Here is a 13117-nt window from a genome sequence, read left to right as displayed (position 1 = left end):
TTCCCCATTCCCGACTCCCCATTCCCGCGGGCGCTTGCAAAGCACGCACCCGCTGCCTTAGGCTGCGCGGGCAGTCGCGGATTCCCATGCCAGCCGGCCCCGTCTCCCGACCCGTGTCAGATGCCGCTCCACGCGGCGCCGCTTTCGGCGGATCGTTCCCTGTTCAGGGGGCTGATCCGGAATCCGAGGCGATCCATCTACCCGTAGTGCCGGCTCGCAGTGTCTCCCGTCTGTCCCTCACGACTTGGAGCTTGCGATGAAAGTACTGGCCTGCGATGGCATTCATGAAGACGGTCTGGCCCTATTCCGCGATGCGGGCTGGGATGTCGTGGTGTCCGATCCGATCAAGGAACCCGCCGCGTTGGCCGCCGCGCTCAAGGGCGTTGACGCGATCCTGGTGCGTTCGGCGACCAAGGTCCCGGCCGAAGCCCTGGCCGATGCCGGCCAGCTGCGGGTGATCGGCCGCGCCGGCGCCGGCGTCGACACCATCGACGTGGACGCGGCGACCGAGCGCGGCATCGCGGTGATGAACGCGCCCGATGGCAACACCCTGGCCGCGGCCGAACACGCGATCTCGCTGCTGTTCGCGCTGGCCCGCCACATCCCGCGTGCCGACGCCGGCATGAAGGCCGGCGAATGGCCCAAAGCCGGGCTCACCGGGTTCGAACTCGAAGGCAAGCGCCTGGGCGTGATCGGCCTGGGCCGGATCGGCGGCACGGTCGCGCGCAAGGCGCAGGGCATCGGCATGGAAGTCGCCGCGCACGACCCCTTCTTGCCCGCCTCGGCGGCCGGCAAGGGCAGCGTGCCGCTGAAGACGCTCGAGGAACTGCTGGCCTGGGCCGACGTGGTGACGCTGCATATCCCGCGCACCAAGGAAACCACCAACCTGCTGTCCGAAACCAGCATGCGCACGATGAAGAAGGGCGCCTACCTGATCAACGCCGCGCGCGGCGGACTGGTCGACGAAGCCGCGCTGCTGACGTTGATCGAAGAAGGCCATATCGCCGGCGCCGCGCTCGATACTTTCGTCACCGAGCCGTTGCCGGCCGATTCCGCGCTGCGCGCCAATCCGAAACTGATCCTGACCCCGCATCTGGGCGCGTCCACCAGCGAAGCGCAGCAGGCGGTCAGCACGATCCTCGCCCGCCAGATCATCGATTTCGTCGCCACCGGCGCGGTCGCCGGCTGCGTCAATCTGCCGCCGCTGACCGCCGAAGCCGCGCGCGAAGTCGGCCCGTGGATGCCGCTGATGTCCTCGCTCGGCCGCCTCGCCGCGCGCCTGGTGCCGGCGCCGACGCGTCTGGAAATCACTTACGCCGGGCGTACCGAGGCGCTGGATACGCGGCCGTTGTCGCGCCTGCTCGTCGCCGCGTTGCTCGGCACCGCCTCGGGTCGGGTCACGCCGGTGAACGCGTTGCAGGAAGCGGCGGCGCGCGGCCTGGTGGTGTCGGAAACCCTCGGCGGCGACGGCGACGGTTTCGATCGTCTGCTCAAACTGCGCGTGGTCGGCGAGAACCGCACCCGCGAGATCGAGGCGACCTTGCACCGTGGTCCGCGCGTGGTGCGTTTGGACGGCGTGGAAATCGAATTCGATCCGCAGGCGCATGTGCTGCTGCTGCGCAACGAAGACCGTCCCGGCATGATCGGCGTGGTCGGTTCGACCCTCGGCGCGGCCGGCGTCAACATCGTGAATTTCGCTCTTGGCGCGGCCGGCGACGGCCAGGCGCGCGCGGCGATCACGGTCGATCGTCCGGTCAACGACGAGCAACTCGCCGCCTTGCGCGCGACCCCCGGCATCCTTTCGCTGGCGCAGGTGTAAGCATGCGCATCTTGCTAGCCCGCCACGGCGAAACCCCGTGGAATGCCGAAGGCCGCTACCAGGGCCAGGAAGACATCGCGCTGTCGCCGGTCGGCGAAACCCAGGCGCGCGCGCTCGGCGCGCGCCTGCGCGAAGTGTCGATCACCCGCGCGGTGGCCTCGCCGCTGTCGCGCGCGCGCTACACCGCGCAGCTCGCGCTTGGCGAGGAGCGCGCGTCGATGCTCAAGCTCGATCCGGGCCTGATGGAAATCGCCCACGGCACCTGGGAAGGCCTGCTCGCCAGCGAAATCCGCGAGCGCGACGGCGACCGCCTGCGCGCTTGGCGCGACACCCCGCATGAAGTGCTGATGCCCGGCGGCGAATCGATCGTGCACGTGCTCGACCGCGCCTGGCCGGCGTTCGCGCGCGCTTGCGATGGCCTGCGCGACGACGACACCTTGCTGGTGGTCGCGCACGATGCGGTCAACCGGGTGTTGCTGTGCAAGGTGCTGGGCATTCCGCTGTCGAAGCTGTGGACGTTCCGACAGGCGCCGACGACGTTGAATCTGCTCGAGGGTGATGATGTCGATCGTCTGGAAGTGTTGCGGCTCAACGATTGCAGCCATCACACGGCGTTGTTTGGGGAGGCGGTGCATCGGGCGTTGTAGTTCGGCAAATGATGCACATGAGCGGCGCGTGCTGGTCTGGGGGCGGCTTTGCCGCCAGGTCAGCGGCACCCGTCGTACGGTATTTGAAGGTTGCTTACCGGATCAGTCGCGCCTCACGGAGCGCTGTGAGAATTGGAGCGGGGACGCCGCCCCTGCTCCAGCCGACATGTTTGCTGAGCAGTACTCCGTCTTTGTAGAAATAGAACGTGGGTTTATTGGAGAAGTCCAGACCTTGCCAGGATCTATTCGTATAGGCGATCCGCATCGGACTCTGCGGAAATTTCCGGTTCCACTCCGAAATCTCCGCAATGTCCAAAGTCCGTTCCGCCGGTGTCAGCCATAGGGTATTGGCCTTGTGGAATGCCCCCTGCAATTCCTTGTCGGAGGCTATGGCGTTCGCGGCGTCTAGCGAGACATGGCAGCCCGCGACCACGATGATCCGGACTCCCCGGGTCTGCGCATCATTCTTGAGTTTCAGCTGTCCAGTTGCGCCTTCAATTTCGAAATAAGCCGGCCTGCCTTGATCGAAACCCGCTGGCGTATCGATTGATGGCGGTTGTGGCAAGTCGAGCGTCGGCGAGCGTTTTGCAATGGCGGACGCTTCTTCGAACATTCTCGCGGCGATGAGAGCGCCATACATCTCCTTGATCTCCCGGTCGCCCGCCAGATTGCGGCGCTGCAGTTCAGACAGCGCATGCCGCATGTGCCCGACATAGATCGGATTGTCTTGATGGTCGCGCAATAAGGTGTAGCTCGCCATCATGTTGGCGGCCTTGAACAGAGCCTCAAGCTCATCATCGGAGGGCCTGGCCGTCGTTACGGTCTGGGCGAACTCGGCGTCGTATATCTGTTTCAGTTGGTCGGCTTTCTGGTCCAGAGACAATCCTTTGGATCGACTGAGGCCGAGCATTGAGGATTCATATTTTTCTGTCGCACTCGATTGCGCCGCGGCAGGCGATATCGAGACGATAAGTAATGCCATGGACAAGTATAGGCAGGCTGTTTTCATTGCTATGTTCGGTCGAATGACGATTGCTGGTGCTTCCAGCAATCGCCGCTGTTGCTCGTCAGGGGTTTAACAGCTCTTGGTGCAGATGTCCCCGAAGCTGTACGTACACGAATATTTGTCGTCCCATGGGTCGGATGAGCAAATATAGTCGGTTTTAGTGCCGCCTCCGGCTTGGCATAGCGGGGAATCGGGCGTTTCGCAGAAGTCACTCGTCGGTCGGGCCATGATGGAGCGTTCGACGGTAGTGTGGGCTTTCAATTTCGGAATGACGCCGGTGGAACTCTGCACTCCGAAAAGGCTCAGGGTCTGGTAGATTTCGGTGGCGCTCAGATGGTCGGCCAGGGGCAGATACGAGTATGAGCCTAATCCTTTCCCAGTGAATATCAGGCTGTTGATGAAATTCCGTTTGGCGCTATCGGGCAGCTTGTGCAGCGGCGCTTCGGGCGTGCGGCTCAGATAGCGTTGCAATTGCTGCCTGGATTTGATCGGCGCGGTGGCTGAGTCGATTTCCTGTTGCATCAAGCTCAGTTCTGCTACCGCCTCGGCGGCATCCAGGCTCGCGGATTTATGTTGGCTGGAGATCGCCTGGGGAGATAGCAGCGCGAGCGCTATCAGCGCAATTAATTTGGTCGGCATGTGCTTTGTTGCTCCTTTGTTTTTGCGTTTTTCCGCGGCCGTTCCGGTCGCGATTCGACGCTAGCACATGCGGTTTTTGCGCAATGAAATTATTTTTCTGAAAGTTGCGGTTGGTCGCGATAATTTTAATGGCGTGTATAAAGGCTGCGCCTTCATCGTGGTGTTTATGTGCCTAATAATGCTATGCCAAATGAAGGGGGCGATTGGCGCGCTGAAATGAAGCTTGCATTATGTTTCCGTGGATCCACGCCGAGGTCGGTGGGCAGTCGGCGAGGGGGCGAGCATCCTTCCCGGGCGATATGGTGATCAAGCGTTTCGCGGTACGGACTGTGGCGGACTGTCTAGGGCGGAGGCTTCTGGGTGACAATGCGCGCATGCAGCAACGCACTCTCGCCGACTGGCTCTCCCACATCGAACGCATCCACCCCAAGTCCATCGACATGGGGCTCGAGCGCATCCGCGACGTCCACCAACGCCTGGGCCTCAAGCGCCCGGGCAAGAAGGTGATCACCGTCGGCGGCACCAACGGCAAGGGCTCGACGGTGGCCTTCATCGAGGCGATCGCGCGCGCCGCGGGCCGCCGCGTCGGCGCCTACACCTCGCCGCATCTGCTGGCCTATAACGAGCGCATCCGCATCGACGGGCGCGACGCGGACGATGCCGACATCGTCGCCGCGTTCGAGGCGATCGAGGCCGCGCGCGGCGAGGTCGTGCTGACCTATTTCGAATACGGCACCCTGGCGGCGCTGTGGCTGTTCGAACGGGCGAAGCTGGATCTGGCGATCCTGGAGGTCGGCCTGGGCGGGCGCCTGGACGCGACCAATATCGTCGACCCGGACGTGGCGGTGATCACCACGGTCGATCTGGACCATCAGGATTACCTGGGCGACGACCGCGAGGCGATCGGGTTCGAAAAGGCCGGAATCGCGCGCGCCTGGAAGCCGCTGGTGCTCGGCGACGACGACCCGCCGTCGAGCGTGCTCGGCCATGCCTATGCGATCGGCGCCTCGGCGGTGCGCGCCGGCTGCGATTTCTTCTTCGAGCCGCTGCCGGGCACCGATCACTGGCGTTGGCGCGAGGTCGGCTATCGGGTCGAATTGCCGGCGCCGGCCTTGGCCGCGCCGGCGCAGCGGCGCAACGCCGCGGTCGCGATCGCCGCATTGCGGGCGCTGCGGCCGTCGCCGACCCGGCTGCAGTTCGCCGAGGGCGTCGCCGCCGCGCGGGTGCCGGGGCGGTTGCAGCGGTTCGAGCGCGATGGGATCGAGATCGTGGTCGATGTCGGCCACAACCCGCAGGCCGCGCGCGAACTTGCGGCGTGGTTGCGGGCTTCGCCGGCGACCGGGCGGGTGCGCGCGGTGTTCGCCGCGCTCGGCGACAAGGACGTGGCCGGCGTGGTCGAGGCGCTGGCGGAGCAGGTCGACGACTGGTACCTGGCCGGTCTGGCCGACAGCGGCCCGCGCGGGATCGGCGTGGACGCGTTCGCCGAACGCTTGCGCGGCAGCGCGGCGGGCGAGGGCCAGCGGCATGCCGACGTCGCCACCGCGCTGCGGGCGGCGCGGGCGCAGGCCGGCGAGGGCGATCGGATTCTGGTGTTCGGTTCGTTCCATACCGCGGCGGCGGCGCTGGCGTTGTTGGGCGCGAACTGAGCCTCGACGCCTTACGAAACCGCGATAGCCCCCTGTAGGAGCGGCGCGAGCCGCGACCGCGACATCACAGTTACGACGGTGCTTTCGCTGCAGGCCGGAATTCGCGGTCGCGGCTCGCGCCGCTCCTACAGGGACATGCCGCGGCATTGGATCGCTGTGGGAAACGGCATCCGGCACGCCCCGTTATCCTGAATACAACGCTCCGACCCGGCCATGTACACCGGACCGATGCCCGCTCGGGGGTATAATTCGCGCCGGCATCCGGCCTTGCGAGTGATCGAGTAGCGATGGAACCTGCCCTGAAACAGCGATTGATCGGTGCGATGGTGTTGGTCGCGCTGGCGGTGATCTTTCTGCCCATGCTGATCAAGGGGCCGGCGCCCGCAAGCGGCGCCTCCGATGTGCCGCTGACCTTGCCCGATCAGCCGCAGGGCAGCGGCGAGCTGGAAACCCGCGAACTGCCGCTGGTGACCCCGGGCGATGCGCCCCAGGGCGGCGTGGTCGGCATGGACCATCCCACGCCCGCGACCGGGCCGACGCCCGGCGGCGACGGCCAGACCCTGCCAACCGTGGACACCGCGGCCGGCAACCAGGGCATGCTGCCGGCGTCCACCGCCGGCGGCGATTACGCGGTCAGCTTCGGCAGCTACGCCAGCGCCGGCGATGCCGACCGGGTGATCGCGGCGTTGCAGGCCGCGCGCCTGCCGGGCTATCAGGAAACCGTCGCCAGCGCCGCCGGCCGCACCGTGTACCGGGTCCGGATCGGGCCGTTCGCGACCCAGGCCGACGCCGAGTCCGCGCGCCTGAGTTCGGCGAAAGTCCGCAACGACATCGGCGCCAAGGTCGTGGTGCTGAACGCCGACGCCGCCGATCCGGCGCTGAGCACGCCCGCGGCCGCGGCCAAGCCGCCGGTCAGCGCGCCGCAGCCGCTGGCCGAAACCAAGCCGGCCAAGCCCACGCCGCTGCCGCCGACGCCCACGCCGGTCAAGCCCGAGCCGGCCAAGCCGGTCGCGGCCAAGCCCGCCGAGGTCAAGCCGACCAAGCCGGCCGAACCCATCAAGCCGGAGACCAAGCCGGTCGCCGCCAAACCCGCCGAAACCAAGCCGGCCGCGCCCAAGCCCGTCGAGCCGGCCAAGCCCGCCGCCGCGGCCACCGGTTTCGCCGTGCAACTGGGCGCCTTCGGCAACGCCGAAGAAGCCAACAAGCTGCGCGACCGCGCGCGCGCCGCCGGATTCAGCGCTTTCGTCGAACAGGTCCGCACCGACAAGGGCATGCTCAACCGCGTGCGCATCGGTCCGGTGGTCAACCGTGCCGACGCCGACAAGCTCAAGGCCCAGGTCGCGAGCAAGCTCGGGGTCGGCGATGCCCTGGTCAAACCGCATCCGTGATCGGCGATCGCGGCGCGCAGCCAGGGCGGTCGCGGCGGTGAGCCGCGAGCGGAAACACTAAGGAGCGGCACGCTATGACGGCATTGGATTGGGGTTTGTTGTTGATCGTCGGGCTGTCGGCGATCTTGGGCATGGCCCGCGGCCTGATCGGCGTGGCGGTGTCGCTGGCGGCGTGGCTGCTGGCGGGCGTCGGCGCGTTCCTGTTCGGCGGCGAAGTCGGCCGCAGCCTCGGCGACGGTCAGATGGGCTGGGCCTCGTACATGGGCGGCTATGCGCTGGCATTCGTGGCGATCTGGATCACCGTGGGCCTGATCGGTCTGGTGATCCGCCGGATCGCGCATTCCTACGGCCTGTCGGAGATGGACCGGTTGATGGGCCTGGGCCTGGGCGCGATCCGCGGCCTGATCTTCGCCTGCGCCTTGCTGGTGACCCTGGGCATGACCACGCTGCCGCGCGAACGCGCCTGGCGCGATTCCAGCTTCGCCGCGCTGCTGATGCCGGGCGCCAAGCTGATGCGCAGCGGCCTGCCGGACGCAATGGCGCGCAAGGTCGATCTGGAAGGGCGCGGCACTTCGTTGCAGGCGACCGTGCAGTCCGAGGCGAAGGGCCTGGAGAAGAGTCTGAAACAGCAGGTGCCGCAGGGGCTGCCCGGCATGGGCGGCCTCGCCGGCGGTGGACTGGCCGACCTGATTCCGGCCGGGATGAGCGGCGGCCAGAACAACCACGACACCGGCGGCCCGCGCGACATCGCGTTGCCGCAGCCGCTGCCGGAAGAACAGGCCTCGGGTGGCGGTTTGCAGGACCTGCTGCCCGGCGCGATGCGCGATCTGTTGCCGCGCGGCGCCGGCGGCCAGGGCGCGGCGAATCGTCCCCAGGGCGATCCGGCCCGGGTCGACGCACACAAGCAGCAAGACGACAAACGCGTGAATTGAGCCACGCCAGCGGCCACGGACGGCGGACGTATCGCAACACGGCGAGGGATGGGTATCGGCCCGCGTCGCCCGCATTTGCAGTAACCGTTGTTCGCAACCCCGCTCCATAACTCGTTCCGCAACGCGTGCTCCGGCGCGCCACGCATCATCGACATCTCAGCAGGATTCAAGCGCTATGTGCGGCATTCTCGGTATCGTCGGCAACACGGATGTCGCCGCTCAGCTCTACGACGGTCTTACGGTGCTGCAGCATCGCGGCCAGGACGCGGCCGGCATCGCCACCGCCGACGGCGCGCGTCTGCGCGTGCACAAAGGCAACGGCCTGGTCAGCGACGTGTTCGACGAAAAGGCCATGCGCCTGCTCGAAGGCCGGGTCGGCATCGGCCATTGCCGCTATCCGACCGCCGGCAGCGAAGGCTCCGACGAAGCGCAGCCGTTCTACGTCAACTCGCCGTTCGGCATCGCCCTGGCTCACAACGGCAATCTGATCAACACCGACATGTTGCGGCGCGAGGTGTTCGAACAGGACCGCCGCAACGTCAACACCGAATCGGATTCGGAAGTGCTGTTGAACGTGTTCGCGCACGAGCTCGACCGCCAGCGCGTGCTCACCCCCGAGGCCGCGTTCGGCGCGATCGAGGGCGTGAATCGCCGCTGCATCGGCGGCTATGCGGTGGTCGCCACCGTGCTCGGCCTGGGCCTGGTCGCGTTCCGCGACCCGCACGGCATCCGACCGCTGGTGCTGGGCAAGCGCAATACCGGCGGCCAGGACGAATACGCGATCGCGTCCGAATCGGTGGCGCTGGACCTGCTCGGTTTCGAGCGCCTGCGCGACGTGCGTCCGGGCGAGGGCATCGTGATCAACGCGCGCGGCGAACTGTTCTCGCGCCAGTGCGCGCAGCCGCGCCAGCACGCGCCGTGCATTTTCGAATACGTCTACTTCGCCCGTCCCGACTCGATGATGGACGACGTGTCGGTGCACAAGGCGCGCATGCGCATGGGCCAGACCCTGGGCGAGAAGATCCAGCGCCTGCGTCCGGATCACGACATCGACGTGGTGATCCCGATCCCCGACACCTCGCGCGATTCCGCGCTGGAAATCGCCAACACCCTCGGGGTGAAGTACCGCGAAGGCTTCATCAAGAATCGTTACGTCGGCCGCACCTTCATCATGCCGGGGCAGGGCGAGCGGGCGAAATCGGTGCGGCGCAAGCTCAATCCGATTCCGCTGGAATTCCGCAACCGGGTCGTGCTGTTGGTCGACGATTCGATCGTGCGCGGCACCACCTCGCGCCAGATCGTGCAGATGGCGCGCGACGCCGGCGCGCGCAAGGTGTATCTGGCCTCGGCCGCGCCGCCGGTGCGTTTCCCGAACATCTACGGCATCGACATGCCCTCGACCGACGAATTGGTCGCGCACGGCCGCACCGACGACGAAGTGCAGACCCTGCTGGGTTGCGACTGGCTGATCTATCAGGATCTGGACGCGCTGGAACAGGCGGTGTCCGGGCCGAAGCACCGCATCGACCATTTCGATTCGTCCTGCTTCAACGGCGAGTACGTCACCGGCGTGGAACCGGGCTATTTCGAGCGCATCCAGCAACTGCGCTCGGACGACGCCAAGAAGACCCGACGCGCGTCGTAAGCGCGCGCCGGCCATGCTTGACTCGGGTTCGCTGTTCGACGCCGCACGCGCCTGCCTGGATGCGGATACGCCGCAGGCCAAGGTCGAGCTGACCTTCGCCTGCGCGCAGGCCTATGCGCGCGGCGAACTGACCACGCCGCTCGACGCGCCCGCGCCCGATCCGATCCGCATGCCCGGCCGCCCCGCGCGGCCGGCGCTGGTGCATCCACGCGAACTGCCCAAGCGCGGCTTCGGCACCGCCGAGGGCCGCGCCGCGTTCGTGCACGCGATCGCGCACATCGAATTCAACGCCATCGACCTGGGCTGGGACGCGGTGTACCGCTTCCGCGGCCTGCCGGCGCAGTTCTATGCCGACTGGGTCAGCGTGGCCAACGACGAAGCGCGCCATTTCAGCCTGCTGCGCGCGCGCCTGCAGGAGCTGGGTTACGACTACGGCGACTTCGACGCGCACAACGGCCTGTGGGAAATGGCCGAGAAGACCGCGCACGACGGTCTGGCGCGCATGGCGCTGGTGCCGCGCGTGCTCGAAGCGCGCGGGCTCGACGTGACCCCGGGCATGATCGTTAAGCTGCGTTCGCTCGGCGACGGCGCGACCGTGGCGATCCTGGAAACGATCCTGCGCGAGGAAGTCGCCCACGTCGCCGCCGGTTCGCGCTGGTACCGCTGGTACTGCGAACGCGCCGGCATCGACCCGGCGCCGCGTTTTCGCGAACTGCTGGGCGAATACGCGCGCGCGGTGCTGTATGGGCCGTTCAACTTCGAAGCGCGCAGCGCGGCGGGCTTCGACGATGAGGAACTGCGCATGCTGGAGGCGTTCGTCGAACGCTAGAGGCCGGCATCGCCGCGTCGTCCGGTCGGACTGCCTCGCAATGCAAAGCCGGCCCCCCGGCGCCTGTGCCATCGTCGGCCTTCGATCGAAGGGAAGGGGGATGGCATGAGTCGTTACGGAATATGGGCCGCCGCGCTGTTGTGCGCCGCGGTGGGACCGGTGTGGGCGCAACCCGCGTCGTTGAGCGCGCAGGACTACGCGCGCGCCGAGAAAGTGCTGGACTACAACCTCAAGGGCCAGCTCAAGAACGCGGAGATCGTCCCGCATTGGCTGGCCGACGGACGCCTGTGGTATCGCCGCGACGGCGAGCATGGCGCGCAGTACATGCTGGTCGACCCCGCCGCGCGCAGCCGCGAGCCATTGTTCGATCCGGCGCGCATGCGCGAGGCGATCCGCGCGGTTCTGCCGGCGGCCGCCGAACGCGTACCCGAGCCGCTTTCGGTCGCCGTCGAAGCAGGCGTATTGCGCGCGCGTTTCGCCGGCGACGCAACGCAGCAACTGTCCTGCGATGTCGTCGCCCACCAATGCCGCGCGATTGCGGCGAACACACCCGACCCGCTGTGGCTGCCATCGCCCGACGGTCGCCGCGCGGTGTTCGTGCGCGACTACAACCTGTGGCTGCGCGATCTCGACAGCGGCCGCGAGCGCGCCCTGACCCAGGACGGCGAAGCCTACTACGGCTACGGCGTGCTGCCCGATCTCGCCCTGCACGCGGTGCCGTCGCGGCAGGGGCGATGGAAGGTGCCGCCGTTCGCGGTCAACTGGTCGCCCGACGGCAAGCGCCTGTTCGGTTCGCGTTTCGACGAACGCAAGGTGCAGCCGTACCCGATGCTGGCGATGGCGCCCGAGCGCGGCCATCGGCCGGAGTTGTACAACATCCGTCTGAGCCTGTTCGGCGACGCCGAGCAAACACGGGCCGAATGGTTCTCGGTCGATGTCGACGGCGCCGGCAAGGTTCAGCGCATCGTCGCTCCCGAAGGCTGGTCGCCGGTGATCGAGGCGGATATTTTCGGATGGTCGGCCGACAATCGCCGCGTCTATGCCTCCATCGCCAATTACGACCGTCCCGCGCGCATGCGCCTGGTCGAACTGGATCTGGACACCGGCCGTTCGCGCGAAGTGCTGGAAGAACAATCCGCCACCCGCGTGCAGGTCAACGACTTTCTCTACAACCGCGCCGCGGTGCGGGTGTTGAATCGCAGCGATCAGGTCGTGTGGTTTTCCGAACGCGACGGCTGGGGCCATCTGTATCTGCACGACTTGCGCGACGGTCGTCTGATCCGCCGACTGACCTCGGGCGAATGGCTGGTGCGCGACCTGATCGGCGTCGACGAAACCCGGCGCGTGGCGTACTTCACCGCCGGCGGCCGCGAAGCCGGCGATCCGTATCTGCGCCGTCTGTATCGGGTGTCGCTCGACGGCGGCGAGCCGGTGCTGCTGACGCCGGAGGTCGCCGATCACGCGCTGGAAGTCGGCGCGAGCGCGATCCTCGGCGGCGACGGCATCGATCTGCTATCGCCCTCGGGCGACTACGTGATCGACAATTTCTCCACCCTGGATACCGCGCCGCGCACCGTGCTGCGTTCGACCCGCGACGGCGCGATCGTGCTCGAACTCGAGCGCGCCGACACCTCAAACGTGATCGCCGCCGGCTGGCGCGCGCCGCAGCGGGTCACGCTCAAGGCCGCCGACGGCCGCACCGATCTCTACGCGACCGTGTACTTCCCGCCCGGGTATTTCGCGAAGACCGCTCAGCCCGGCCAATATCCGGTGATCGACGCGTTCTACGGCGGCCCGCAAGTGACCAACGCACCGGTCGGCATGGCCGAAGCGGTGTCGGCGACCAATCCGATTTCGCGCTCCAGCCTGGCCGCGTTGGGTTTCGTGGTGGTGACCATCGACGGGCGCGGCACGCCGGGGCGGTCGCAGGCCTTCCACGACGCGAGCTTCGGTGCGTTCGCCGATCCGCAGATCGACGATCACGTCGCCGCCATCGGCGAACTGGCGCGGCGCTATCGGGGACTGGACCTGCAGCGCGTCGGCGTCTACGGCCATTCCTTCGGCGGCTACAGCTCGGCGCGCGCGATCCTGCGCCGGCCGGAGTTCTACAAGGTCGCGGTGTCCTCGGCCGGCAGTCACAACTACCAGGGCATGTACTCCAGCCTCAACGGCATGGAGCGTCTGCTGGCCGGCAAGGTCGACTATGGCAACGGCCGCACCGTGCGACCCACGCCCGAGGCGATCCCGGAAAACTACCGCGGCCTCGACAACGCCACCCTGGCGCAGAACCTGCGCGGCAAGCTGATGCTGGTGTACGGCGACCTCGACGAAAACGCGCTGCCGGCGGTGACCGCGCAATTGTCCGAAGCGCTGATCCGCAACAACAAGGACTTCGACCTGCTATACCTGCCGAATCAGAACCACGAGCTGTTCCGCAACGACGCGTACTACACCCGGCGCATGTGGGATTATTTCGTCGAGCATCTGATGGGGGCGAAGCCGCCAGTAGGTTACAAGCTGGCGCCGCCGCCGAAGCGGGGTGGGGGCGGGTACTGAGGCGAAGGCG

General features: G+C 67.1%; 10 protein-coding genes. 8 read left to right on the top strand and 2 right to left on the bottom strand.

What is annotated here, in order from left to right; translation table 11 throughout:
• Positions 1-256: 256 nt before the first annotated feature.
• Entirely contained in the window at positions 257-1819 is a 1563-nt protein-coding gene (serA, locus tag IEQ11_RS17760; protein ID WP_046657599.1) for a phosphoglycerate dehydrogenase, read from the top strand.
• A 2-nt stretch (positions 1820-1821) separates the two neighbouring features.
• Positions 1822-2466, top strand: a complete 645-nt coding sequence (locus IEQ11_RS17755) for a histidine phosphatase family protein (protein ID WP_191823385.1) — start codon at positions 1822-1824, stop codon at positions 2464-2466.
• 94 nt (positions 2467-2560) lie between these two features.
• Here IEQ11_RS17755 and IEQ11_RS17750 read toward each other — a convergent pair whose 3' ends face one another.
• Together IEQ11_RS17750 and IEQ11_RS17745 are read right to left on the bottom strand one after the other, a co-directional pair.
• Entirely contained in the window at positions 2561-3475 is a 915-nt protein-coding gene (locus tag IEQ11_RS17750; protein WP_191823384.1) for a hypothetical protein, read from the bottom strand.
• Between the two features lie 66 nt (positions 3476-3541).
• Entirely contained in the window at positions 3542-4111 is a 570-nt protein-coding gene (locus IEQ11_RS17745) for a hypothetical protein (protein WP_191823383.1), read from the bottom strand.
• Positions 4112-4485: 374 nt separating this feature from the next.
• On the opposite strand from IEQ11_RS17745, the gene folC reads away from it, so the two are divergent.
• The 6 genes from folC to IEQ11_RS17715 all read left to right on the top strand — a co-directional run bounded on the left by folC (position 4486) and on the right by IEQ11_RS17715 (position 13107).
• On the top strand, positions 4486-5757 hold the full coding sequence (folC, locus tag IEQ11_RS17740) for a bifunctional tetrahydrofolate synthase/dihydrofolate synthase (protein WP_191823382.1): 1272 nt from the start codon (positions 4486-4488) through the stop codon (positions 5755-5757).
• Between the two features lie 287 nt (positions 5758-6044).
• Positions 6045-7145, top strand: coding sequence for an SPOR domain-containing protein (locus IEQ11_RS17735; protein WP_191823381.1), 1101 nt, complete (start codon positions 6045-6047; stop codon positions 7143-7145).
• Between the two features lie 74 nt (positions 7146-7219).
• On the top strand, positions 7220-8077 hold the full coding sequence (locus IEQ11_RS17730; RefSeq protein ID WP_191823380.1) for a CvpA family protein: 858 nt from the start codon (positions 7220-7222) through the stop codon (positions 8075-8077).
• A 175-nt stretch (positions 8078-8252) separates the two neighbouring features.
• Positions 8253-9722 carry an amidophosphoribosyltransferase gene (gene purF / locus IEQ11_RS17725; protein ID WP_036114624.1) on the top strand — a complete coding sequence of 490 codons (1470 nt, stop codon included), beginning with the start codon at positions 8253-8255 and terminating at the stop codon, positions 9720-9722.
• A gap of 13 nt (positions 9723-9735) precedes the next feature.
• Entirely contained in the window at positions 9736-10551 is an 816-nt protein-coding gene (locus IEQ11_RS17720; protein WP_191823379.1) for a ferritin-like domain-containing protein, read from the top strand.
• A gap of 105 nt (positions 10552-10656) precedes the next feature.
• Positions 10657-13107, top strand: coding sequence for a S9 family peptidase (locus tag IEQ11_RS17715; protein ID WP_191823378.1), 2451 nt, complete (start codon positions 10657-10659; stop codon positions 13105-13107).
• Positions 13108-13117 lie beyond the last annotated feature (10 nt).

It is taken from the genome of Lysobacter capsici (assembly GCF_014779555.2).
In the GTDB taxonomy this organism is placed as follows: Bacteria; Pseudomonadota; Gammaproteobacteria; order Xanthomonadales; family Xanthomonadaceae; genus Lysobacter; species Lysobacter capsici.
The sequence above is the reverse complement of the archived record's forward strand: the minus strand, read 5'-3'. Positions and strand labels throughout refer to the sequence as shown.